The following is a 24,351-nucleotide window of genomic DNA, read 5'->3' as shown; positions in this document are numbered from 1 at the left end:
GTCCAGCTTATGAATGAATAATAAATTGATTAGTTTATTCTAAATACAGATTCCCTTAAAATCTGCATTTAATGCAAACAATAAGAGAGGCTCATAACCTCTCTTATTGCAGTTTTTAATTAGATGTGTCTTTTTTTATTTTAACGATTTTTCTTATCACGTAATTGTTCATGTCGGCTATGAATACATTACCTTCTTCGTCGACAGCAACATCGGTTGGATTATAAAACCTTGATATGCCAGGCAATCCATTAACATATCCATTATTATCAAAAGCATCCGGCCCACCTATTGTTGATACCTGACCGTTTTTTATCATTCTGATGGTATGAGATTTACCGGCAGTTCCTTCCAGCTCAGAAACATAAATAGTACCATCTTTATCGATATCCATTCCCCAGATATTATTAAATCTTGCTTTTAACACTTCTCCATCAACATGGCCCCCAGTTCCCGCAGCATTACCTCCAGAACCAGCTATGGTAACGGTTTTTCCTGTACGAACATCAATTTTTCTAATACGCTGACCATACCTATCTGCAGAATATAGAAAACCATCCTTTCCCATACAAACAGCAGTTGGTCGGTTAACTGTAACATTAGGCCAGATACCATCTGCTATACCTGCTATTCCATTTCCCGCTAAGGTGGAAACTCTGCCATCTGGAGTAATTTTTCTAACTGCATGGTTTGCTGCATCAGCTACATAAACATTTAAATCATCATCTACTGCCAAACCCGTTGGTGTATTTAAAAGTCCATTTGCTCCGATACCATCGGTATATCCCGAGGTTGCCGCCCCTGCTCCTCCGGCTATAGTAGAAACCGTATTAGTTGACAAATCAATTTTACGAATTCTATGGTTTCCATTATCTGCAACATAAATATTACCGTATTTATCTACAGCAGTTTTATACGGATTATTAAAAGATGCAATAGAAATATCGCCATCTACTCTTCCCGCTGTACCGGTACCAGCAATCTTAGTTACTATTCCTGCTTTTGAAATTCTTTTTATTGCTTGCGCAGTTCTATCCGCAACGATTAAGTCTCCTGTAGTTGGATCAAAAGACACACCGTTTGGCAGCATAAACCTAGCTTCCGCAAGTGTCCCCAAAACATTCCCTGCCACGTTTGCACCTGCATAAGTTGAAGTTAAATAAGTGTACTCTATTTCATTTCCATTTTCATCAACATCAGCAGAAGGCATTCCGTATGTAAAAGCCGGGCCATTTGCTGTTGAATTCTTTACCGTTATAGTAAGTACCCCCGTACTTCCACCTGCTGGAACAAGTACAGTTAACAAAGTATCGCTAGCCGTTAAAACCTCTCCTCTGACACCTGAAAATTTTACTATATTTTCTGCAGGAGCCGGAGAAAACCTTTTTCCCTTTATAGTCAAAATACTATTTTCCAGTCCGACGGTAGGAGATATCTGAGTGATTAAAGGACTCTTAGATTGTGGAACAGAATTACCATTGTCTTCTTTACATGCTGTAAACAAAACAGTTAAAACTGTACATATTATTAAAATCTTTTTCATTTCCTTAGATTGAGAATTAATCAATATTTTGATAAACTGTAAAATCATCGATATTTAGCATACCCGTTTGCCCATTTGGATAACCATCGTATCCTAGCTTATTAATTCTAAAACGTACCTTTCCTTTAATATTTACATTAAAAGTTACTATTGAAGGATTTTTTGTATTAGTTTCTGCAACAGTATTACCCAGTTTCGTCCAGGTTGCACCCTGATCCTGAGAATATTCCAGGTTCCATGCCGAAGCAACTTTTGGATCACTTGAATACAAACCGTAAATAGCATGTATAATTTCAATTTTAGAGGCACCATGTGTTAAATCGAAATTCATTTCTAAATATGCAGACCCATTTAATTTATCTTTTAAACGAATAGCTTGAAGACCATTTAATGGATTAAATCTGTCATAACTAGGTGTGTTTCCGATTACTGCCTGATATAATCTCCAAGTACCTGAACCAAATGTTACTTTATCGTCAATTGCGGGCATTAAGTAGTCCGCTTTTTGAGAAGCTGGTACACTTTCGAAAGTTTCTGGAAAATTTGCATAGATCGCCCCTGTTTCGTTAAAAGTATCCTCTTCATTTCTCATTCTCAACAAAGTCTTTGCTCTGTTGAAGTTGTTTGAATTCGCGTCATAATAGGTGGCTATGCCTACAAAATCTGCTAATAAAGGCAATGCTTTTTGGGCAAAGCTTGCTGTTGGTAGCGTAGTCAAATAAATGGCACTTGCACTTTCTGTATGAAATTTCGCTTCTCCATTATAAACCTGACCATTTGCCACATTATCAAAGCTCATACTATTAAGCTGAACCAAAGTACTTTCGTAACCAAAAAAGTTAGAATATAAGTCGATTAAAGTTACCAGCCTGGGTTTTACTATATTGTTAGAAGAAACCTTTGTGATCTTAGAAAAAGTAAAGTTTTCTCCACTAACTTTTAATGCTCCATTTTTTCGGGCCAAAACAGTTCCATGTATATCAATTTTAATTGAGTCCCCCAAATTGACATCCACATTATTATCATTAAAACTAAATATTAGTCCAGACGTAGTTCCTCTTGAGGAGTTTTGAACAACAATTTCATTGGGTGCAATATTTCCATTATTTCGATCTGAAATGACTACACCAGAGACTTGATAAGCGCCCTCAAAATTTTCTTTATTGATTAATACGTCATCTCCGTTATGAAGACTTTTTATTTTAGTAATACTCATCACTGTACTTACCGTACCTCCAGACTCATATTCATTTTTAGAACACGATGCCAATACGATTAATCCAGCCAGGTAAACAAAAAAATTCTTTAGATATATTTTCATCTTTATTTCTTATTTATTCCACCAAACTTTAGTTTTCAAATCGTCACCTCCCATGTTGGCAACTGCCTCTTTATAATTTTCCCTGTTTAATGTTTGAACGTTAACTGGATATTTTAGTCTTGTAGGCATAATACCGTCATTTTGCAAACCTTGCCCTTTTGGTAAAACTGGGAATCCTGTACGTCTTAACTCTATCCAAGATTGGAAGTCTGTAAAGAATAAAGTGTAATATTTCTGAGTAATAATTTTTTCTAACTTACGAGACAAAGATGTTGTCTCGTCCCATGTTGCCGAAGTAGTTAAAAAGTAATTGCTAGGTACAGTGCCGCCCCACATGGTAATAGCTGCAGTTACGCCATCTTTATAATACGTTTCTGCGCTGCCCGGGATATAACCTTTTAATGCGCATTCTGCCAGAATAAGTTTTAATTCTCCGTAATTGATAATATTCCCTAATAAAGGTTCGGATTTTAATGTCGCTAAATACTGAGATTGAGGTGCAGGAATTTGCCCAACTGGATATCCACTGGGAATGCCTTCAAATATTCCATCTTTTTTTGATGCCCATCTTTCCAGCCTAGGGTCACCCCAATTATTTAGATTATCAATAAAGAAACTTCCATAACTACTATTTGTTCTGAAATCTATATCTCTGTATTCGTGAAACTCTGACAGATACGGTGCACTAGATTCAAATTTTAATATTGCAGAATCGTTATTACTCGTAAAAATTGGATAATTAGCCTTTTGGGTTTCTACAATTTCCAATATCTTATCTGTAGCATTTAGCTCGCCCGTTCCAGAAACTCTTAAAAGCAGTCTTAAATAAAGACTGTTACCAAATTTCCTCCACTTCACTAAATCACCTTTATATAATGGATCAAGAGATTTCTCTGTATCTGTTAAAGAAGCATTCTTCAGCAACTCATTTGCTTGTTCCAACTTTCTAAATAAATCTTCGTAGATATCCTTCTGGCGATCGAACTTCGGTTGTAATATTCCCTCTCTCCCTTTATTGGCATTAAAATATGGAACATCTCCATAAACATCAGTAATCAGAGAATATACCCAAGAATCCAGAATTAGCGATATTCCCATAAACGCATTACTGTTAATAACATCTCCTCCTTCGTAAATATCTCTGATATTAGTTAACTGTAAATACCAATTGTTCCACATATAATCTGACTCTTGAGGTCTTATTACATATCTGTGAATTTCATCGGAATCTGATAATGTTACGTGAACCTGCATCAACTCATGCGTAAGTCTTAAACATCTGTTAAGATTCCTTTTGATAACATCATGAATTGCAGGCCCCAATAAAGTTTCCGGAGTAGTATATTCTGCTCCATCTTTACTTGTATTTAACTTACTAAAATCTTTGGTACAAGAAACCAAGCTTCCGGTAATCAATAAAGCTGCTATAATTTTTTTCATTTCTATATCCTCCTTAAAAACTAAATGAAACGTTTACACCAAAATTTCTGGTAGAAGGGAACTGTGCTACCTCAAAACCTCTTTGGATATCACTACCTCCTAATGTTCCAAACTCTGGATCGTAAGCTGGCCAATCGCTCCACACAAACAGATCTCTCCCATAAATACCTACCGTTGCCCGTTGCAACTTAAGTTTCTTTACTAGTTTTGGAGAAAGTGTATAATCCAATCTTGCTTCTCGTAGCTTAATAAAGTCTGTACTGAAAGTATTTGCTTCTACGTTGTCGCTTTTAAAATGCTCGTTATAATAGGTCCCTATCTGCTGTGCAACAACATCATTTGGTCTATATGTTCCATCTGGATTTCTTTGCACTCCGTCCCCTATAATTCCGTTATATCTACCAGGTAGGCTGTTTGTTAATTTACCGGCAATAGAAGCGGCGGCATGAGTATGAGAATAAGCTACAGCACCGTATTGGCCATCTACCAATACCTTGAATCTAAATTGCTTGTATTTAAAGCTATTGGTGATACCCCAGGTAAAATCTGGAGTTGCTTTTCCTAAATAAATCACTTCTTCCGTCAAAGTAGGATATCCCTGATCATTATAAATGATTTTTCCTTCTTCATTTCTTCTATAGCCCAATCCATATAGATCCCCCATTCTACCGCCTACCCTGGCTTCCATGGTTCCACGCGGACCACTTTGCATTAAGTATGTAGTCACACTATCCGCTAAAGACACAATAGTATTTCTATTAGCTGCAAAGTTTGCCGAAACGTCCCAGGTAATACCTTTTTTCGGCTTCATTGGTGTTCCATTCAATTGGATTTCAACTCCTTTATTCTGTACCAAACCAGAATTCATCATCGTATAGCTATAGCCCGTGGCTCTATCTACAGGAACCCTTAGAATTTGGTTATTGATGTTACTCTTATAATAGGTAGCATCTAAACCTAATCTGCCTTTGAAAAAACGAATGTCTGTTCCAAACTCTATAGATGCAGAAAGTTCATTCTTTAAATTAGGATTGGCAATAAATGTTGGGTTTGCCATTCCTGCAGAATACTCTTCTTTGGCAACGTAATTATATCCGGTTTGATATGGGGTAACACCGCCACCGCCTACATTTGCCCAGGAGGCTCTTAATTTCCAGAAAGAAATTGAAGAAGGTAAAGTAGCGATATCAGAAATAATACCACTTAAGTTAACCGATGGATAGAAAAAAGGAGTATTTTCTGTAGAATACTTGGTTGCTAAAGTAGAGGCCCAGTCATTACGTCCGGTAATATCCAGATACAAGAAGTTTTTGTAGGCAAATTGTGCCATACCGTAAAAACTATTTACAGCATACTCTTGTGTTCTAGATGAAGCAACTACCCTATCTTGTCTGTTAGCAAATGTATAAATCCCCGGATATCTCAAACGATCAGCCGATAAAGAAATCATTTTATAGGAATTTAACATCGAAGATCCTCCAAAAGAATAATTGGCTTCGAAATCTTCACTAATTTTATGTTTATATCTTAACAAAAAATCTGCATTAGTCTCTTTCATATTGATATCCTGGGTACGGAACATTCCCTCAGGAAATCTGGCAGAATCTTTAGGCTTTTTCTGAGAGCGAGATTCGCCCGACCAATCCATTGATGCTCTAACCATTAGATTTAGGTTTTTTGTAAACTCATAATTCGCACTGATAGTACCAATTAATTGATCTCTGTTAGAGCCATTCAACATTTCATTAACGGATAGATAAATATTATCTAAACCATTACTGAACATCCTAATTTGCTTTAACCCCTCTTGTCCAGGTATCCACCATCGCTTATACCAATTAATATCTGCATTAGGTACCAGCGCAATAATATTATACATAACCGTTTGGTTATTATAACCTGTTGAAGGTAAGTTGTCAGAATATTTATTATTGTAACTAATCTTCGTGGAGATATCTAATTTATCGTTTACTTTTTGAGTAACATTTAATGCAATTGTATTTCTATTATATCCTGTATTTGGAACAATCCATTCGTTTTTTAAATTAGTAAAGTTTAAACGAGCAGTTGTTTTTGCATTTCCTCCGCTTACAGACAAACTGTTTGTATAAGTTTGCGATACCTCGAAAAAGTCTTTTCTATTGTTTTTATAGGGTACCCATGGTGTTCTTTCCAAACCGGCACCTAATAAATTAGGATCCCATTGAAAATATTCCTGTCCATCAAATTTTGGTCCCCAGGCAGCACCCGTATTTTTGGTATTGGCACCATCATCTGTTTTTCCCCAGGAATAATATTGATCAGAACCTACAGCACCCTGACCATATTCATACTGAAAGTCGGGCCATCTATTAATTGTACCAAAAGTAGAATTAGAATTAAATGAAATTCCTAATCCCTTCTGGCTAGGCTTACCAGATTTTGTAGTAATAATAATTGCACCATTGGAACCTCTGGAACCATATAACGCCGCAGCTCCAGGCCCCTTCAAAACCGTCACACTTTCTATATCTTCCGGATTTAGATCACTAATACCATTACCATGATCGATGGGGTTTTCACTTCCTAAATAAGATCCGTTTGGTTCGGATATTTTTGAACTAACTACCACACCATCAACCACAATCAACGCAGAATTATCTCCACTTAGTGAACTTTCACCCCTTAATATAATTTTATTAGATCCAGCAGGTCCACCACCAGATTTTATCATATTTAGCCCCGCAACTTTTCCACTTAAAGCATCAGTCCAGTTATTGGATACTGCATCCATTAAATCTTCACCTTTTACCTGTGTAACAGCATATCCCAAAGATTTCTCTTCTCTTTGAATACCCAAAGCGGTTACAACAACCTCGCTTAGCGCCTTTACGTCCTCATTTAATGTTATATTAATGCTGGTCTGTTGCCCAACGATTACTTCTTTTGATTGAAAACCAATAAAACTAAATACCAATATCGATTTCGGATCGGTGACTCTGATAGAATATTCTCCATTAACATTAGTCACTTCCATCACATTGGTATTTTTTATTTTCACACCTACGCCCGGAAGCGGTTCGTTATTCTTATCAACTACTTTTCCTTTGATGATTATTGGCTTTTTAGGCTGTTCGGTAAATGTTTTCCTTATTATTACTACTGTATTTCCATTAATAGTATAACTTAAGGACTGGTTTTCCAACGCCTTATCTAAGACCTGCTCCAGTGTCGCTTCTTTTAAATTGAAAGAGACCAAATTTGTCCCTTCAAGCATGGTAGTATTATAAATAAAATTGTAGCCGGTCTTAGCTTCAAGATCTTTCAATACATTTTTCAAGGATGCGTTCTGCTTAGTCAGCGTGAGCTTTTGGGCAAAACTGGCGGCCCCTGCTATTTGCATGAAAGCTGTTAACAGTAATACAATACTGAGTTTCATTATACGAAAAAATTTAATAGGTATGCAAGAAGCCTTGCATAAAGCAGTGTATTTTTTATACATTTGAATGAATTTGTAATATTTTAACCTGGTTCCCTTAAAATCAGTTATCAATTACAGACGACTTTGTCGAGAGAGGGTCCAGCTCTCTCGGCTTTTTCTGTAATGAATTTATGAACGTAAAAAATTACTGCATTACGGTTACCCTCCTTTCCTGCGTTTTAAATTTTACTGTTCCTGTTAATTCTAAACTCCTTAATAATTCGGAAAGCGTACTATTCTTCGAGAATTTACCACCGAAAGTATTACTTCCCATATCACCCTTATAGTCAACTTCTATGTTGTACCATCGGCTTATTCTTTTCATTAAGCTTTCCAAAGGTTCATCTCTAAATACAAAATAACCATTCTTCCATGCCATCACTTTCTCTAAATCAGCTTCCCGTACTGTAAAACCTACTTTGGAATCCGAAGCTGAGGCTTCTTGTCCCGGTACAAGGACGATCGTTTTCATTCCCCTGTCTACCTTAACAGATCCTTCCAATAAAGTGGTTCGTACTTCGGTTTCATCTGCGAAAGCAGAAATATTGAAATGAGTTCCCAAAACCTGAACTTTAGTATCTTTGGCCTGTACAAAAAATGGTTTGGTTTTATCTTTGGCAACCTCAAAATAAGCTTCTCCCGTAAGTTCTACCTTTCTTTCATTACCAGCGAAAACCACAGGAAATTTTAATGTAGACATAGAATTTAACCAAACTTTGGTTCCATCGGGTAAAGTAAGCTGATACTCGCCTCCCTTAGGTGTGGATACGGTATTATACACCAACTTCTGACTTTCAATTTTGGTTGTTATATCTGAAAGATCATAAACGATTTGCCCTTCTTTTGTCTTTTTTACTATACCTCCTAATTGCTCCGCTATATTTCCATCTTTCAGACTATCCAGCACAATGCGAGACCCGTCGCCCAAAGTCAACACCGCTTTATTTCCGCCCGGAAAAATTTCTGTAGGCTCAACTTTTGCAACCTGACTTTCTTTCAGCAAATTCTCTCCTGAAAATAACTTGAATTTAATAACTGCAAAAAACGATAAGATTAAAAAGGCAATAGCCGCAGCATATTTCATGTAAGAACCACGGCGATGCTTTAATTCCACCCCTTCTGTTCTGTTCATAATATTTTGCCAGGCCTGTTGCTTATTACCAGTCGAAAAAAGATTGGATTCTTCTTCAATATTTCTCTCTTTCACCAATCTTTCAAACAAAGCTTTATTTTCAGAATCACTTTCTATCCATTGATTCAGTTCGCTTTGCTCCTGCATATTCAATTCCTTCCTGATGTATTTTACAACAAGATCACTAATTCTAAATATCTTATCAAAGTCGTCGAAATTCTGCATATATATACTAAGACACCTTGTTTTATAAAGTGGATAAAAGAAATCTATCTTTTTTTGAATAATAAAACTGAACTATATTCTGAACACTAATGCATCGCATTGAATGCACATTATTGTGAACTTAGTTAAGTCTAATTTCACAAAATCAAACCTTTGAAAAACAACCATTTACACAACATAAAAAGCAAAAAAGCAGCAAAACACAAATAAATATGGAACAATAGTTGGCATATAGCGTCTATTAGAATTTTTAACAAAAAAACAACGCTATGAAAAATTTAAAGAAATTATTTGTGTTCGCATTATTTGCATTTGCTTCTGTGATTATGGTATCGTGTAGTAAAGATGACGATCCTGCAGATAATGACTTATTTGTAGGAACTTACAGAGGTAGTATACATTTTTTAAGTAGTGATAAAGAAGTGAAAAATGACAATGGAACAGTTAGGGTAGTAAAAGTAGGGAATAATTATAATTTCATTTTCTCTGATGGTATTCCAGACTTAAACGGAGTAGAGTTTAGAAAAGACGCCAATACAGTTATTTCCATTGGAGGTGATGCATCAAAAGCCATTACAATCACTGAAAGCAATCTCTCTATTGCTTATACAAATGACAAAGGCGTTTGGACGGCAAATTGCAAACGCTAATTTATTAATAAGCAAGTTTTAAAATAGTCGGCTGGATTCCAACCGACTATTTTTTTTAAAATCACTTCTTAATATCACTTATTTATAACCTTTAATAAAAAAGGAAATTTTAGTAAAAAAATTCAAATGAAGAATCTTTACTTGTCTCTATTTTTATTATTAACATTTGCATTTAGATCATCTGCTCAGCCGCAAATAGGTTTTCAAAATTATTTTCCAGAAGGTATATAGCTAACAAAAGAGGACTTTATTAGTAAAACGCCTTCAGAGCAACGTAATCTGATTACAAAAAGCACTTTAGGTATTAACAGAAAATTGCTGGACAGTGTAGAATCTGTTTGCTTCTTTTATTATGAAGATACTGATAAAAGATTAACCAAGCCATTTGCAATTTCACATAAAGGGGCTTTATACTTTCAAATTGCAGCAATTCTCTCTAATCGAAATAAAGCAGATAAATCACAAACAAGCAATACACCAAATACATATAGCAAAGTTCTAATGGGTGGGAACAATTTTCTTTATACAGAAGTCGAGCTTGCTAATGCTTGGGCACAAGGAACTGGTTACGGAATTGGAGGTGTTGCAGGCGGAATTATGGCCGCTAATGCAATAAAGGGAAAAGGGGTTGTATGGGATATTCAAAATTCTGAATTCAACATTTTTAAAAACTGTAAAGACTATAATATATTTATTGCTGACAAGCTTATAGACGGCACTCAAAACTGTAAAAATAATCAGCCTGATATGATTGCTGTTAGAGAAGCCATATATAAGATTAAATAAATTGTTAGCTATTATTTATATATAAAGATCAAATCAGAAATGTTGAGCTTTTTTAAAGAAGATGTTGATTTACTACAAGCTATTGTATGTACATAAAACGATATCGTTGCTTAACCACTAATTCCAGGTTTTTCAGATTAAGCTCTACAAAAAAATAGTCTTCACATTATTATCTTACGAATTTCAAACTTAAATAGCCGAAAAGATGTTAACAAAGTAATTAAAACATCCAATGGAGATCATTATAATTATAGGGCTGATAATATTAAATGGGATATTCTCTATGTCAGAAATGGCTTTGGTTTCTTCCAGAAGGTTTAAGTTACAAAATGAAAAGGAAAAAGGCAGCTCTGGTGCAGAAACAGCTTTAAAGCTGGCCGAAAACCCTACTAAATTCTTCTCTACCGTTCAAATTGGCATAACACTTATAGGCATTTTACTGGGCATCTACAGTAGCGAAAACTTAACGGAGAACTTTGCCTATTATCTTTCCAGCTTCGAGATTATTAAACCATATGCCAATAGCGTTGCTACCTTACTGATCGTCGTAACTGTCACCTATTTATCCATTGTTGTGGGCGAATTGCTTCCCAAACGTATTGGCATGACATTTCCTGAACCAATAACCGTGATCTTAGCCAAACCTATGCATATTTTGGCAAATATTACTTCTCCATTTGTATGGTTATTAACCAAATCCAATAACTTTTTATTACAAGTTTTAGGAATAAAAAACACCATATCCAGTAGAGTCTCTGAAGATGAAATTAAATCTATGGTAAAAGAGAGCGCCCAAGGTGGGGAAATTAAAGACATAGAACAAGACATTGTAGAACGGGTGTTTGAACTTGGGGATAGAAAAATAAAATCTTTACACACGCATAAAAGGGATCTGGTGTTCTTCTCCTCAGATGATACTTGGGATGATATCATCACCAAAATTAATAAAGAAAAACACTCCGCTTATCCCCTGGTAAAGGACAACAATCTCGACGAAATTTTAGGTATTGTCTTACTAAAAGATTTGTTTATTGCGGATAAAAGCGACTTTGACATTCAAAAACACATAAGAAAGCCCTTGTTTTTTAACGAAAACACATACGCTTATAACGTTCTGGAGTCATTTAAAAAACATATGATGCATTACGCGATCATTATCGATGAATACGGAGCTACTGAAGGTATGGTGACTATGGATGATGTTTTAGAAGCCTTGATTGGGGATATTACTGAAAACAATTACGAAGAATATCAAATTGTAAAAAGAGATGCAAATAGTTGGTTTGTTGATGGACAATACGATTTTCTAAATTTCAAAAAATACTTTAAGTTACATCTTGACGAACACTTGCGCGATCAGTTTACCACCGTAGCCGGATTTATAATTTATTTACATGACGAACTTCCCGAACTTGGTGATAAAGTGCGTTTGGGTAATTATGAATTTGAAATTATTGATAAAGACGGACATAGAATTGATAAAATACTGGTAACCCGGTTAAAAAAAATATGATTATATAGTCGTCTAAATCCTACCACTAAATACATCCATTACCCTTAAAACCTCAGCTCCTATTTCTCCCGAACACGGATTCTCCCCTTCTTCCCGGAAATAGGCGCTTACTCTTTCTATAATAGGTTCTTGTACGTGTTTTGGGTGTACAATTTCCATTATATTTTCACCATCAGCTGTTTTTATACTAATTTTCGTCTCCCCAAAAAAACCAAAGCTTAATTTTCCTTTTGTTCCAAAAATCTCACAAAAGTCTACATTATCTAACGGCGCATTGTTAAAACTCCAAAAGCCGTTAAACATGATATTATTCTGAAATAAAATCTGGCCGGATACAATATCATCCACCTGACCATTACCATATCGATTTACTGAGAGTCCCGTAGCACTTTTTACATCACCAAAAAGAAAAATCATTAAATCTATTTGATGAGGGGCTAAATCGTAAAACAAACCTCCTCCGGATATAGAAGGGTCCAACCGCCAATTTTCTGCTGTCTTTGCAATAACGTTATTGTCTCTGCCTTGCAGAATCCGCAGATTAACGCTGTTGATTTCTCCAATTAAACCATCACTAATCAATTGCTTTACTTTTTCAAAATAGGGCATAAATCTCCGGTAGTGCGCTACGCTTAGCTTTCTGCCCAGCCTATCAGCAACAGATAATATATTTAAACATGCCGTCGCTGATAAAGCCATTGGCTTTTCTAGGTAAACATCCTTGCCGGCATGAAGAGCTTTTAAAGATAATTCTTCATGACTGGACGGTGGAGTTGCTATATAAATCGCATTAATATCTGGATTTGACAATAAATCATCGATATTATTATACCATTTTGGTACATTGTGTCTCTTCGCATAATCCTCCGCTTTTTCCGCATTTCTGCGCATAACTGCGACAAGGGAAGAATGGGGCACTCTGTTAAATGCTGGACCACTTTTTACTTCGGTTACATCTCCACAACCGATAATACCCCAGTTTATATGATTCATATGTCAGCAATTAAGTTATAGAAACAGATGCCTAATTTACATCTATTAGGAATAAAAAGGTAGTTTATAAGAAGATAAACAAGGCTAATATTAAAGATAAAAAGGATGTCAGTTTTAACCTTAACATCTGAATCGCTTTTTGTTTCTGCTTTTTCAATGTATTGATGGACATGCCCAATTCATCCGCCACTTCCTGATTTTTCTTTCCTTCAAAAAAGCTAAGAAAGGATATTTGTTTATAATGTTCCGGCAATTCATCCAATGCTCTATGAATTTGAGAAAAAACTTCTGCCGATATTATAGCCTCTACAATTGGGGCTGTGGTAGGTTCATCATCGGTTTTAGTTAATTGCATATATCTTTCGGCAACCTTCCCTCTTCGAAGCACGTTAAGACTTAAATTCTTAACGGAATTATAAAGATAGCTTTTTAACACAGGTTCAGAATTGATTAATATATCTTTATTATTCAATAGTTTTACAAACGCTTCCTGAACCACGTCTTCAGCATATTCCTGATCTTTTATAATTTGGAAGGAAAAATAAACCAGCCTATCGTAAAATTTATCAAAGAGTCCCTTAACATCAGTAGATTGATCGTTAAGTTCCTTGTCCCCCAAAAAAGTGCCTAGTATATCCACCTAAATATTAGCTCTAAAATTCCTAAAAATTATAGATTTTAATAAGTTTATAATTCTGTATCAAATCTATATCTTTAAGTTTATAAAACAAACATAAAAAACGCAAAAAGAAACAAATAAAAACCCATAGAGGTTTTTATAAATAGACTAATCCGTTGTTTTCAAAAATAGTATTGATATATTAAGTTAAATAAAGCTATATATAAACAATATGTAAACCCGTATCCAAAACTCAACAAAAAAGCCTGTCTGAATAGATCAAACAGGCTTATACCAAATCACAAAAGCACTTTTACTTTATTTACTTTCCTTAAGCTTATTATAGCGTAAAAGTGCTTCCAGAAAATAATAATCAGCATAGATCAATGGAACATCGATTTCATTATTATGAGGAAAACTTCCCACAGAATGTTTCAATATAAATCCCGAATTGGTTCCAGGATCTGCCAAATACTCTTTGCTGGATAATGATTCCAACATTTCTTCAGCTGTTCTAAAATACTTTTCTTTCTCTGCACCATCTACATAAGTGCTTAGCTCTAGTAATGCAGATGCAGCTAAAGAACCGGCAGATGCATCACGAGGAATGTAATTCAATTTATTTTGACCTTTATAATCCCAATCAGGTGTATAACCTGCCTGTTCTACATTAAAGTCCCAATAAGGAATTTTATCCTTTGGTAAGTTGGGATGATTGATAAAGAAATCAGATACCTTTTTTGCATGTTCTAAATACTTAGGATCTTTGGTTTCGCGATACATTAGTGTATAGCCGTACATCGCCCATCCCTGACCTCTAGACCAAGTTGAGTTATCAGCATACCCCTGATTTGTTTGCTGATGTAAAACCTCTCCTGTTTTTGCATCATAATCTACAACATGATAAGTACTATAATCACCTCTAAAATGATTTTTCATAGTTTTATCTGCATGGGAAATAGCTACATTTCTATATTTTGGATCTCCAGTTAATTTCGACACATAGAATAACAATTCCAGATTCATCATATTGTCTATAATCACGGGATATTTCCATAATGTCTTACCGTCCCAGGACATTTTATCGTTCCAGGACTTAATTAATCCTACATTATCATAATATCGCGTTAATGCTGACTCTGCAGACTGAATTAAGATCTTATTGTATTTATTGATTTTGGCTGTGTCCGTTTCTAATCTTACAGCATTTCCGTAAGAGCAGTACATGACAAATCCTACATCATGATGTTGCGTCAAAAATTTAGCTTCTTCCAAAGCTTCCGTCCATTTTTCTGCAGCGGCTTTCCATTTTGGATCCTGACTGTATTCATAGATATACCATAGTCCTCCTGGAAAGAAACCTTGTGTCCAATCCCAGATATCGGTCCCCTTTACAGATCCATCCGCATTGGTTGTACGTGGAAAACTAGTTAAATCTGTAGACTGTTTTAACATTAGATCATATTGCTTTTCTGCAACGTCGAAATCATTTTTCACAAAATCCTGCTTAGAACTACACGAAGAAACGGCAACAACAAGCGCAATAGAACCTACAATTAATGAATTTTTAAGCATCACTTCTCTTTTATATATATTGTTTTTAGACTCTTTTTTTGCAAAAAGACCTTTAGTATAATACTATTACTCGAAAATACTAAAGGCCCTTTGGTATTACGGATTAACCACAATCTCTAATTCTTTAATAACCTTATCACCACCATAAACATTTTCGTTAGATGCCACGAAAGTGACTTTATAAGTGCCTGCTTTGGTAAATACATAATTATACTCACCAATACGGGTACTCATATTTTTAAGCGCTACACCTCTATCCGGAATAACGGATGTTAAGAAAAATCCTTTTGTCATTACCCATGACTCATTTGCCGGTGCATTTGCTGCGGCTCCCTGATTTCTTAATCTGGTTGTATTGGATCCTCCGTCTATAATCCAGTCTACGGCTGTGTTACCAATTTTCAAGGAAGACCACCCTCCAGTAGCTAATGTTAATACAGGAATAACTTTACCTTCTTTTGTTTTGGTTTTGATATCAAACTTATTTATAAAAATTCTTGGCTGTGTGGAAGCATTACTTAATCCCTGATATTTAAAAGCAAAATAAATGGGTTTTTCTTTATCAATATTCAATCCTAAATTTGATAACTGCAATAAATTAACAACACCTGAAGGTGTATAATTTTCGGCACCGTCAAATGGAGAAAAAGTGAAGGCACTAGAAATATCCACCCAATCTTGTTCAGAAAAGGTAGTCTTAGCACCGTTATATTTCTGAGACGCGAACAACGATATGGTATTAGGCTGAGCAGCAGCTGTCCCATATCTTTTGTGGGTAGCAAACTCTAAAGTAATTTCGTCGCTTTCCGCAAACAGTCTATCCTTATAAATATATTGACGACCTTCTTCCCCAGAGTAAAAAATCAACTGATCTGGATTACCGCTTACTTTAAAAGTTACGGTATCATTCACTTTATAAGAAGTTTTAGTAGGTTCTACGTTGAATTTAAGCTCAACAGCCTCCTTTTTATTACAGCTCAATAATCCCAGAGCTATAATTGACATTAGAAATAATTTCTTCATTTTCATTTACAGTTAAAGATTACCAACCGACATTTTGCTTTATTAATCCGTTTAGTGATAACTCGCCTAATGGAATAGGCAAGGTCACATGTCTTCCAGAAACATTCTTAGGGCCGAAAGCAGCATATTTACGTCCTGCCGGATATGTTGTATTAATATTGTCACCAAGCTCCTGCATAGTGTTTACAAATTCACCCCATCTTATCAAATCAAACTTTCTCAATCCTTCAAAAGCTAACTCTCTATAACGTTCGTTTTTGATAAACTGTCTCATCTTAACCTGATCAGCTCCTATAGTCGATGTGCTATCTATAGCATGAGCCCGGTCTCTCACCATTTTAACTTTTAAGCCTGCTTCGCCTACTTCACCTAACTCATTTTTAGCTTCTGCATACATTAATAATACATCAGAAAACCTCAATAATGGAAAGTTTATTGGTGTATAGTTTTTATGACGTGGTTTTACTACTTCGTAGTTTCTTCTGAATTTGGCAGAGAATCTATTATCTACTTCAGGTCTAGCCGTTGCTACCCCGGTAGTATTGTTATAAACATAAGGAGCTATATTCCAATCTCTCCTTTGGTCTGTATCATTAGCTCCATAATTATCATAAAGCTTTTTAGTAGCTAAAAGAAATCCGTAACTATAGCCCAAAGAATCTGGCCCACTCTCATTTGTAAATTGGATACCTCCAATATTACCGTGTCTACCTGCTTCAAAATCTCCTACTCTATTTCCGTAGAATTCAACTTCCCAAATAGATTCATCGATATTATATTTATCAGCGGCCATATCTTTGAATACCTGCTTATAATCAGCAACCAGCTTATGTTTATAATCAGCCCCTTGTGGATTTACAAGCTTTCCGGCCCATTCAGCAGCTTTTTCATAATACGGTCTTCCTCCATTTAAAGGAGCACCTGCCATCTTCAAATAAACACGGGCTAAAATTCCTCTTACTGCAGATTTGGTTACTCTGCCTGCATGCCCATAAACTGAAATTGGTTGTACCACTGCTTCTGCTGCCTCCATTTCGGAAGCAATGAACTCATACATTTCTTTCATTGGAGCTTTTGGCACATTTACATCATTTACAGAATATGTAGGTTGCTTCTTTAATGGTACTTCACCAAAATTACTAGCCAATACAAAGTGGTAATAAGCTCTTAAAAATCTAGCTTCGCCAATAGCAATTGCCTTTTTGGTAGAATCCATTTTTGCTTCTTCTACTTTAGCTAAGAAAACATTCGCTCTTTCAATGCCCTCATATAAGTATTTCCATAAGTTACCCACCAATTGATTAGACGAGTCATATACATAAACTTCTGGTCCAGTCAGTGTGGTATTTCTTTGCCAAACCGCTTCGTCTGACATGGAGAGGTGATAAGGTAAACTACTCCCGTATACATCTTCATTACCTAAAACCGAGTAAATACCCGTTAAACCTACATTTACTTCGTTCTCGTTAGCGTAATAGTTATCTTTTGTAATAAATGTAGGTTCCTTATCTAAAAAGCTTGAACATCCAGCTGCACTTAACAATGCCACGCTTGTCAGCCCCAGTAAAGCGCTTTTTATATTTAATTTTTTCAATATCATTTTCATAATCTATCAAATATTATAGTGAAAGATTTAATCCAAACACAATAGTTTTTGGTCTTGGATATGAAGAATAGTCAAATCCTGGAGTTAAACCCGAGTACATTACTGAAACCTCTGGATCATATCCTGTGTAGTTCGTAATCGTAAATAAGTTTTGTGCTGACGCATAGAATCTTAACGACTTAATTTTAAGTTTCTTCAATGCAACAGGATCCACAGTATAACCTAAAGAAACTGTTTTCAACCTTAAATAAGAGCCATCTTCAATAACTCTGGTAGAGTAAGAATTACCTGTTGGCCCCTGCCCGCCTAACCTGAACATATCTGTATCCATATTATCCGGTGACCATCTGTTTGCAAATGTTGCAAATTGATTGGTTCTTGGTTTCACACCGTATTCAAGCATTAATCTGTTGGCGTTCATGATATCATTACCATAAGACCATTGGAAAAACACGTTCAAATCAAAACGTTTATAGTTTAATGTATTTGAAAAACCACCTGTATGCAATGGATAACCTCTTCCAATAACTGTTCTGTCTAAATCGTCAACTACACCGTCGCCGTTTAAATCTTTGTATTTGATATCTCCTGGTTTAATGCTTTCGCGAGGATTTCCATTAGTTGGGATATTTCCTTTCAACACACCTAACTCGTTAAAATCTTCTGGTTGGTAAACCCCTTCCCAAATCATACCGTAGAACTGACCTAATGGCTGACCTACTTTAGCTATGTACAAAGGAGTGGTAGTATAGTCTTTGTCCCAGTTCAACGCTGTTGTCAACGACTCCTGATTTTGAGTTAAAGACAATACTTTGTTTCTGTTGAAAGCGATATTGAAAGAAGAATTCCAGCTAAAATCTTTCGTTTTAATAATATCACCAGATAAAGAAATCTCTATACCCTCGTTACTTGTACTACCAATATTTTTAAAAGCAGAACTATAACCTGTAGATGTTGGTAATAAAGCGTTCAACAATAAATCTGTTGTTTTCTTCTTATAGTAATCTACGGTTAAGGTAGCTCTTTGTTTAAATGCTCCTAAATCTATACCAATATTACTTTGAGCAGTACTTTCCCATTTTAAATCTGGATTAGCTAGAGAACTAATGAATAAACCTTGTGTTAAAGCACCTCCAAAAGCATAATATCCATTGTCATTAGGTCCAACATTATCAAAATTTAACTTAGCGTAAGATGGATACTCAGACACCCTGTTGTTACCTGTAACACCATATCCAATTCTAACTTTAGCATCCGTAAAGATTTTTTGATCTTTCATAAAATCTTCATTGATTACTCTCCACGCTAAAGAAGTAGAAGGGAAGAAGCCCCATCTGTTTCCTTTCGCAAATTTAGAAGAACCATCGGCTCTGTAAGATGCTGTTAAAATGTATTTACTTGCATAGTTGTAGGTAGCTCTTGCTAAATAAGACATCAAAGACCAAGACGTATTGATTGATGTAATTGGCATCGCTACACCCTGACTTAAACCTGCTAAACCAAGGTTTTCGTTAGGTAAATACATAGCTCCTATACCATAGCGCTTATAATTATTTTCCTGGAAAGTCACCCCTCCAACAAGATTTAAGCTATGCTTTTTATTAAAACGCTTATTATAGGTCAATAAGTTTTCGTTTAACCAGGTATCGCTCTCTGTATATAAAATACTACCGTTAACTTTATTTAAACTTTGTGGATGTCCGTAACGTGTTTGTGAGTTGTTGAAAACGTCATTTCTCCAATCAGAAGAGTTAATACCCCCTGTTACTTTCAACTTCAATTCTTTCGTGAAAGCATATTCTGCAAACCCATTGAAAATAATTCTTTTGTTGAAGACATCTCTCAACTCATTCTTAGCTGATAAAATTGGATTAATACGATAGTCGTTACTTGTATTAACATCCGGATCGAATAAATTATCCAAAAGATCCTGACCTTCTATATAGGTAACCGGACGATAGCCCCAAACACTATACATCAAATAGTTCATGGATGAGTTTCTTGAATCAGGGTCGCCCGGAGATGTACCATAAGTTTTTGTACTGGTATATCTTGCGTCTACTCCAACTTTAAATTTATCGTTGAAAGTTTGATCTATCGTTACTCTTCCTTGCTTTCTGTTAAATCCAGAATTGATAATTACACCTTGTTGATCGAATAAATTCCCTGAGAAGGAATATCTAGTTGATTTATTTCCTCCGGATACAGATAAAGAATGATCTTGCATACCCGCAGTTCTGAACAATTGGTCTTGCCAATCATAACCTGCTACATTTCTGTAAAACTCTAAGGTAGTATCACCACGCAAGTAAGTTTTCTTTATGCCGGTTGGGTCACGCTCTGCCTCTAACCTTACAAATTCGTAAGGATTCATTAATTCCATTCTGTTGATGACACTCTGGAAACCACCATATCCTGAATAATTGATAACAGGCGCACCTTCTTTGCCTCTTTTTGTAGTAATCAAGATAACACCGTTAGCTCCTCGGGCCCCATAAATTGCAGTTGCAGAAGCATCCTTTAGTACCTCCATAGACTCAATCTCCGATGGATTTAAGATGTTATTATTAGCATCTTCCATCGGGAATCCATCTATTACATATAAAGGCGAGTTATCCTGTGTTAATGAGTTGGCTCCACGAATAACAATGTTCATACCACCACCTGGCTTACCATTGTCTGATTGCACTTGAACACCCGCTACACGACCTGCCAGTGCTTCTAATGCTGTTCCAACTGGAGCTTTCTGCAAATCTTCCATTTTTACAGAACCGATAGATCCAGTAACGTCTCTACGTTGTACTTCACCATAACCGATAACAACAACTTCGTTAAGTGATTTATTCTCCTGCGCTAACCTTACGTTAACTACAGTTTTATCTCCCACGGCAATTTCTTGTACTACATAACCCAGATACCTAAATACTAAAGTTGGTTTCTCGTCTACTTTTACTTTAATTAAATACTTTCCATTAACATCAGTAATCGCGCCTAATGTACTCCCCTTAATAGAAACACTTACTCCTATCAAGGGGTCTCCTTGACTTGCATCTACTACTAAACCTGTTATCTGCTTTGTTGTCTGTGCGGATAAGTTTACGTAAGAGATGAGTAAGAATAGGAAAAAAGAAATCTTCCTCATAAATTCTTCATTTTTTAAAATCAATACCCTGTTTTAACTCTCTTTAGGCCCGCTCAATTTAGAGCCCTTTTCGTTTAATAAAATGTGTTATCTCAAATTTCATTAAATGACCATCAATAAAAGGGTAATAATTAGTTAAAATGAGGGTAATAATTAGTTCAAAATAGGCTCTCAGCAATTAATTAGGCTTTATATTACTATAACCAATATTTTTCAGGCGTTTTATATTAAACATTTTTTTTAACACCTGTTTTAGAAATTCTTTGGGTATTTATAAACTATAAGTTGTCCTAACCAATACACTCTTATTTAACCAGAAAGTCGGTTCAAAGACTAAGCCAAGCAGCCTAATGTTTGAACCGACTTTTATAAAAAAATTGATACTGTAGACAACTATTTTAGTCCTTTATTCCTAAAATACTCATTAGCGTTATAAAAAGACTTGTCTGACCAAGCAACATTTTGCTTTGGCAAATGATTTTGTAACTGCTTTATTACTTTTTGATAGTCTTCTCTGGCTGCCAGATTTTCCCATTCGTTGGGATCCCTTTGCACATCGTATAATTCCAGCGAACCATCTTCATATCTGATTAATCTGTAATTATTCGTTTTAATGCTATGATTATTTCTTCCCCAGGTTGTAATAGCAGGCTTTGTCCAATTATAGTTTTCTTTTGTCATTAATGGCACCAACGATGCCCCTTCATTAAGCCTGTTCGCTTTTAGCCCAGCCAACTCCGTCAACGTCGGATAGATATTGAGTAACTCTACCGGCTGATCCAATTTTTTTCCCTCCGGAATACCGGCTCCCGAGAATATTAGTGGCGCCTTGGTTGCTCTGTCCCATAAAGCTACTTTTGCAAAAGTATTCTTTTCTCCTAATCTGTAACCATGATCAGACCACAATGCAATAATGGTATTATCCGCATATTCGCTCTTTTCCAGTGCTTTCAGTATTCTTCCAATATTATAATCGGTATAAGAAACACAAGCCAGGTAAGCCTGAAGAATATTTCTCCATTCGTTATTCTTAATAGCCCATTCTGTAGTTGGCATCATTGGCCAATCATCTATTTTTTTGGTGATACCTGGCAAATCTGCTTTGTCATTCGGTAAGTAAGCAGGTAAATGAAGTTTTTGAGGATCGTAAAGATCAAACCATTTTTGTGGCACATACCAAGGCACATGTGGTCTAATCAATCCAACACTTAAAAAAAATGGCTTCTCATATTGCTGAGATAGCTTTTTAACAGCCCATTCTGTAGCCTGATCATCTGGCATCTCTGTATCTTTCTCTGGAAAAGCGCCCCAATCTGTAGCAGTACCTTTCTTATCCCATTTAAATCTTTTTTCCGGAAAAGGTCCATACTCTGATTTTCCACCTTCTTCATCTAATAAACCGTCAGGGAAATATTGGTGATAAATCTTTCCAACTCCTAGAATATGATATCCTCCATCTTTAAAATACTGATGCAATAGAGGCGTTTTCTGTTTAAGTTGGTTTACATTTTTAATGTCATTATCAGCTATCATCCCGTAAATCCCTGTCGAAGATGGCCTTAAACCTGTCATGATAGACGCCCGGGAAGGACCGCATAATGGTGCCTGACAATGTGCATTGGTAAAGACAACTCCTTTTGCAGCCAGTTTGTCAATATTTGGGGTAATGGCATCCGGATTTCCCAGGGCTCCAATAAAATCATTTAAATCGTCAACCGCGATCATTAAAACATTAGGCCGTTTCTTTTCTTTAGATTGTGCCGTTACAGATAAACTAAATAGCACACAACAAACAAAAATCAGATATCTCATAGTCTTAATTAATTATTCAAAAAGCATATATACAAAGAATCCAAAGCACATCAATAGAGTACTTCGGATTCCTTTATTATAAAGCAAAAACTATTTTATAATTTTCATATTCTTAACATTTTCACCTGTATTTACTTTCACTAAATAAATACCACTAACTGTACCCGTTGCTTCACAAACAAATTCATTATTCCCTCTTGTAACATTTACCTTTTTTAAAAACACCTGCTTTCCTCCTACTGTTACAAGTTTAATATTTCCTTCTCCGGCATTATCCGAATTAAATTGCACAATTAATTTATCTGCTGAAAAATATGCAGAGACATTATCTTCTGAAAAGCCCCAATTAACAGATTGTACTCTATTTTCATAAACGGTTGATTTCCCATCACCGTCTACTTGTTTCAATTTGTAATAATTATAACCTGAAACAGGGCTATGGTCAATAAAAAAATAGCTTCTGGCTTCTGATGTTGTACCGGCTCCATTCACAATTCCTATACTTACGAAATCTTTTCCATTTACCGATCTTAAAACATCGAAATATTGATTATTCTGTTCGGATGCTGTTTGCCATTTTAATTGCACACCGTTTTGAGTTTTTGCAGCATTGAATGAGGTTAGAGAAACTGGAAGATTAGTTTCTGATTGATAGGTTACTGAAATATTAGAAATAGATACCTTCTCTGGCGTACCACCACTACCAGCAGAAGCATATGCAAAAGACAAAGTATTAATAGTAGGTTGAACATATGCTGTACCTACTTTTGGAAAGCCCTCTGCATATCTAACCCCTTTAACATATACATGATATGTATTTGCTAAAAGCGTTACTGGTGCTTCAGATATCCCATAAGAATAAATGATATCGGATGCAGAACTATTTACAAAAATCTCTACTCTTTGAGATTCCCCTGCTTTAATTAAGTAAGAAGCTGTATTTAGATTTGAGGTACCATCGCTATTTCTATATTGTGTTACTAAATTACCTGACTTTACAATTCTAAATGAACCAAAGATATCTGCTGTTGGTGCAGATGTCGTAGAGCTGGTATTAATTAATGTATTTGGCATCATTGCAGTTCCAAAAGCAAAGACAAATTCTTTTATACCTGTATAATCTGTAAGATCTAAATCAAAAGAAAATTTAGCAATAGCACTTGCATTTTGTATGTTATACGCAGAAACTTTTGCTAAACCACTGGTCGAATTTTTTATAGTTAATTTTTCTCCTGACAAAGTAAATTGAGCATCCGTTTGATAAGATATTGCTCTTAACTTATATGCTCCGTCCGTAATATTCGGAAAAAACCGTCCTTGTATATTTGCTGTAACAGGATTTGGACTTTCGTACCACTTAGAGTTTACACCATTAGCTGTACTATCATTTCCAACCCCTCTATTCAAATTCACATTAACGGTATAACTATAAGGGCTAAACTGTGCTTGGACAGCTCCTGCTGCCAACATTAGTATTAAAGAAGTGCGTAAAGTTTTTTTCATAATTTTAA

At 35.6% G+C, this 24,351-nt stretch carries 16 protein-coding genes; 3 read left to right on the top strand and 13 right to left on the bottom strand.

The window, feature by feature from the left end; all coding sequences use genetic code 11:
- Nucleotides 1-115 precede the first annotated feature (115 nt).
- The 5 genes from PEDSA_RS00375 to PEDSA_RS00355 all read right to left on the bottom strand — a co-directional run bounded on the left by PEDSA_RS00375 (nt 116) and on the right by PEDSA_RS00355 (nt 9,121).
- Nucleotides 116-1,543 carry an NHL domain-containing protein gene (locus tag PEDSA_RS00375; protein ID WP_169311971.1) on the bottom strand — a complete coding sequence of 476 codons (1,428 nt, stop codon included), beginning with the start codon at nt 1,541-1,543 and terminating at the stop codon, nt 116-118.
- Between the two features lie 16 nt (nt 1,544-1,559).
- Entirely contained in the window at nt 1,560-2,864 is a 1,305-nt protein-coding gene (locus PEDSA_RS00370; RefSeq protein WP_013631164.1) for a DUF5689 domain-containing protein, read from the bottom strand.
- A 9-nt stretch (nt 2,865-2,873) separates the two neighbouring features.
- Nucleotides 2,874-4,304, bottom strand: coding sequence for a SusD/RagB family nutrient-binding outer membrane lipoprotein (locus PEDSA_RS00365; protein WP_013631163.1), 1,431 nt, complete (start codon nt 4,302-4,304; stop codon nt 2,874-2,876).
- A gap of 13 nt (nt 4,305-4,317) precedes the next feature.
- Nucleotides 4,318-7,722: a SusC/RagA family TonB-linked outer membrane protein gene (locus tag PEDSA_RS00360; RefSeq protein ID WP_013631162.1), complete on the bottom strand. Its 3,405-nt coding sequence runs from the start codon at nt 7,720-7,722 to the stop codon at nt 4,318-4,320.
- Between the two features lie 187 nt (nt 7,723-7,909).
- Nucleotides 7,910-9,121, bottom strand: a complete 1,212-nt coding sequence (locus PEDSA_RS00355; RefSeq protein ID WP_013631161.1) for a FecR family protein — start codon at nt 9,119-9,121, stop codon at nt 7,910-7,912.
- A gap of 269 nt (nt 9,122-9,390) precedes the next feature.
- Between PEDSA_RS00355 and PEDSA_RS00350 the strand changes: the two genes are divergently transcribed.
- The 3 genes from PEDSA_RS00350 (at nt 9,391) to PEDSA_RS00340 (ending at nt 12,070) form a co-directional block, all read left to right on the top strand.
- Nucleotides 9,391-9,771 carry a hypothetical protein gene (locus tag PEDSA_RS00350; protein WP_013631160.1) on the top strand — a complete coding sequence of 127 codons (381 nt, stop codon included), beginning with the start codon at nt 9,391-9,393 and terminating at the stop codon, nt 9,769-9,771.
- Nucleotides 9,772-10,086: 315 nt separating this feature from the next.
- Nucleotides 10,087-10,557, top strand: coding sequence for a hypothetical protein (locus PEDSA_RS00345; RefSeq protein ID WP_013631158.1), 471 nt, complete (start codon nt 10,087-10,089; stop codon nt 10,555-10,557).
- Nucleotides 10,558-10,789: 232 nt separating this feature from the next.
- Nucleotides 10,790-12,070 (top strand): hemolysin family protein, encoded by a 1,281-nt coding sequence (locus tag PEDSA_RS00340; protein WP_013631157.1) that lies wholly within the window; start codon nt 10,790-10,792, stop codon nt 12,068-12,070.
- 12 nt (nt 12,071-12,082) lie between these two features.
- Here PEDSA_RS00340 and PEDSA_RS00335 read toward each other — a convergent pair whose 3' ends face one another.
- The 8 genes from PEDSA_RS00335 to PEDSA_RS19370 all read right to left on the bottom strand — a co-directional run bounded on the left by PEDSA_RS00335 (nt 12,083) and on the right by PEDSA_RS19370 (nt 24,343).
- Nucleotides 12,083-13,063 (bottom strand): Gfo/Idh/MocA family protein, encoded by a 981-nt coding sequence (locus PEDSA_RS00335; RefSeq protein WP_013631156.1) that lies wholly within the window; start codon nt 13,061-13,063, stop codon nt 12,083-12,085.
- Nucleotides 13,064-13,127: 64 nt separating this feature from the next.
- Complete coding sequence (locus PEDSA_RS00330) at nt 13,128-13,703, bottom strand: RNA polymerase sigma-70 factor (RefSeq protein ID WP_013631155.1); 576 nt, start codon at nt 13,701-13,703, stop codon at nt 13,128-13,130.
- A gap of 297 nt (nt 13,704-14,000) precedes the next feature.
- Nucleotides 14,001-15,257 carry a glycoside hydrolase family 88 protein gene (locus tag PEDSA_RS00325; protein ID WP_013631154.1) on the bottom strand — a complete coding sequence of 419 codons (1,257 nt, stop codon included), beginning with the start codon at nt 15,255-15,257 and terminating at the stop codon, nt 14,001-14,003.
- 96 nt (nt 15,258-15,353) lie between these two features.
- Complete coding sequence (locus PEDSA_RS00320) at nt 15,354-16,280, bottom strand: DUF5017 domain-containing protein (protein WP_013631153.1); 927 nt, start codon at nt 16,278-16,280, stop codon at nt 15,354-15,356.
- Nucleotides 16,281-16,299: 19 nt separating this feature from the next.
- Nucleotides 16,300-17,886: a RagB/SusD family nutrient uptake outer membrane protein gene (locus PEDSA_RS00315; protein WP_013631152.1), complete on the bottom strand. Its 1,587-nt coding sequence runs from the start codon at nt 17,884-17,886 to the stop codon at nt 16,300-16,302.
- Nucleotides 17,887-17,899: 13 nt separating this feature from the next.
- Nucleotides 17,900-21,028, bottom strand: coding sequence for a SusC/RagA family TonB-linked outer membrane protein (locus tag PEDSA_RS00310; protein ID WP_013631151.1), 3,129 nt, complete (start codon nt 21,026-21,028; stop codon nt 17,900-17,902).
- A 393-nt stretch (nt 21,029-21,421) separates the two neighbouring features.
- Nucleotides 21,422-22,840 (bottom strand): sulfatase, encoded by a 1,419-nt coding sequence (locus PEDSA_RS00305; protein ID WP_013631150.1) that lies wholly within the window; start codon nt 22,838-22,840, stop codon nt 21,422-21,424.
- A gap of 90 nt (nt 22,841-22,930) precedes the next feature.
- Nucleotides 22,931-24,343 carry a T9SS type A sorting domain-containing protein gene (locus tag PEDSA_RS19370; RefSeq protein ID WP_013631149.1) on the bottom strand — a complete coding sequence of 471 codons (1,413 nt, stop codon included), beginning with the start codon at nt 24,341-24,343 and terminating at the stop codon, nt 22,931-22,933.
- Nucleotides 24,344-24,351: the final 8 nt, after the last annotated feature.

The sequence above is a fragment of the Pseudopedobacter saltans DSM 12145 genome (assembly GCF_000190735.1).
Classification (GTDB): Bacteria; Bacteroidota; Bacteroidia; order Sphingobacteriales; family Sphingobacteriaceae; genus Pseudopedobacter; species Pseudopedobacter saltans.
This window is presented reverse-complemented; position numbering and strand designations above follow the sequence as displayed.

What these genes read in the sequence shown, in the direction of transcription:
- PEDSA_RS00375 (WP_169311971.1), bottom strand. Translation starts at nt 1,543, where the DNA reads ATGAAAAAGATTTTAATAATATGTACAGTTTTAACTGTTTTGTTTACA.
- PEDSA_RS00370 (WP_013631164.1), bottom strand. Translation starts at nt 2,864, where the DNA reads ATGAAAATATATCTAAAGAATTTTTTTGTTTACCTGGCTGGATTAATC.
- PEDSA_RS00365 (WP_013631163.1), bottom strand. Translation starts at nt 4,304, where the DNA reads ATGAAAAAAATTATAGCAGCTTTATTGATTACCGGAAGCTTGGTTTCT.
- PEDSA_RS00360 (WP_013631162.1), bottom strand. Translation starts at nt 7,722, where the DNA reads ATGAAACTCAGTATTGTATTACTGTTAACAGCTTTCATGCAAATAGCA.
- PEDSA_RS00355 (WP_013631161.1), bottom strand. Translation starts at nt 9,121, where the DNA reads ATGCAGAATTTCGACGACTTTGATAAGATATTTAGAATTAGTGATCTT.
- PEDSA_RS00350 (WP_013631160.1), top strand. Translation starts at nt 9,391, where the DNA reads ATGAAAAATTTAAAGAAATTATTTGTGTTCGCATTATTTGCATTTGCT.
- PEDSA_RS00340 (WP_013631157.1), top strand. Translation starts at nt 10,790, where the DNA reads ATGGAGATCATTATAATTATAGGGCTGATAATATTAAATGGGATATTC.
- PEDSA_RS00335 (WP_013631156.1), bottom strand. Translation starts at nt 13,063, where the DNA reads ATGAATCATATAAACTGGGGTATTATCGGTTGTGGAGATGTAACCGAA.
- PEDSA_RS00325 (WP_013631154.1), bottom strand. Translation starts at nt 15,257, where the DNA reads ATGCTTAAAAATTCATTAATTGTAGGTTCTATTGCGCTTGTTGTTGCC.
- PEDSA_RS00320 (WP_013631153.1), bottom strand. Translation starts at nt 16,280, where the DNA reads ATGAAGAAATTATTTCTAATGTCAATTATAGCTCTGGGATTATTGAGC.
- PEDSA_RS00315 (WP_013631152.1), bottom strand. Translation starts at nt 17,886, where the DNA reads ATGAAAATGATATTGAAAAAATTAAATATAAAAAGCGCTTTACTGGGG.
- PEDSA_RS00310 (WP_013631151.1), bottom strand. Translation starts at nt 21,028, where the DNA reads ATGAGGAAGATTTCTTTTTTCCTATTCTTACTCATCTCTTACGTAAAC.
- PEDSA_RS00305 (WP_013631150.1), bottom strand. Translation starts at nt 22,840, where the DNA reads ATGAGATATCTGATTTTTGTTTGTTGTGTGCTATTTAGTTTATCTGTA.
- PEDSA_RS19370 (WP_013631149.1), bottom strand. Translation starts at nt 24,343, where the DNA reads ATGAAAAAAACTTTACGCACTTCTTTAATACTAATGTTGGCAGCAGGA.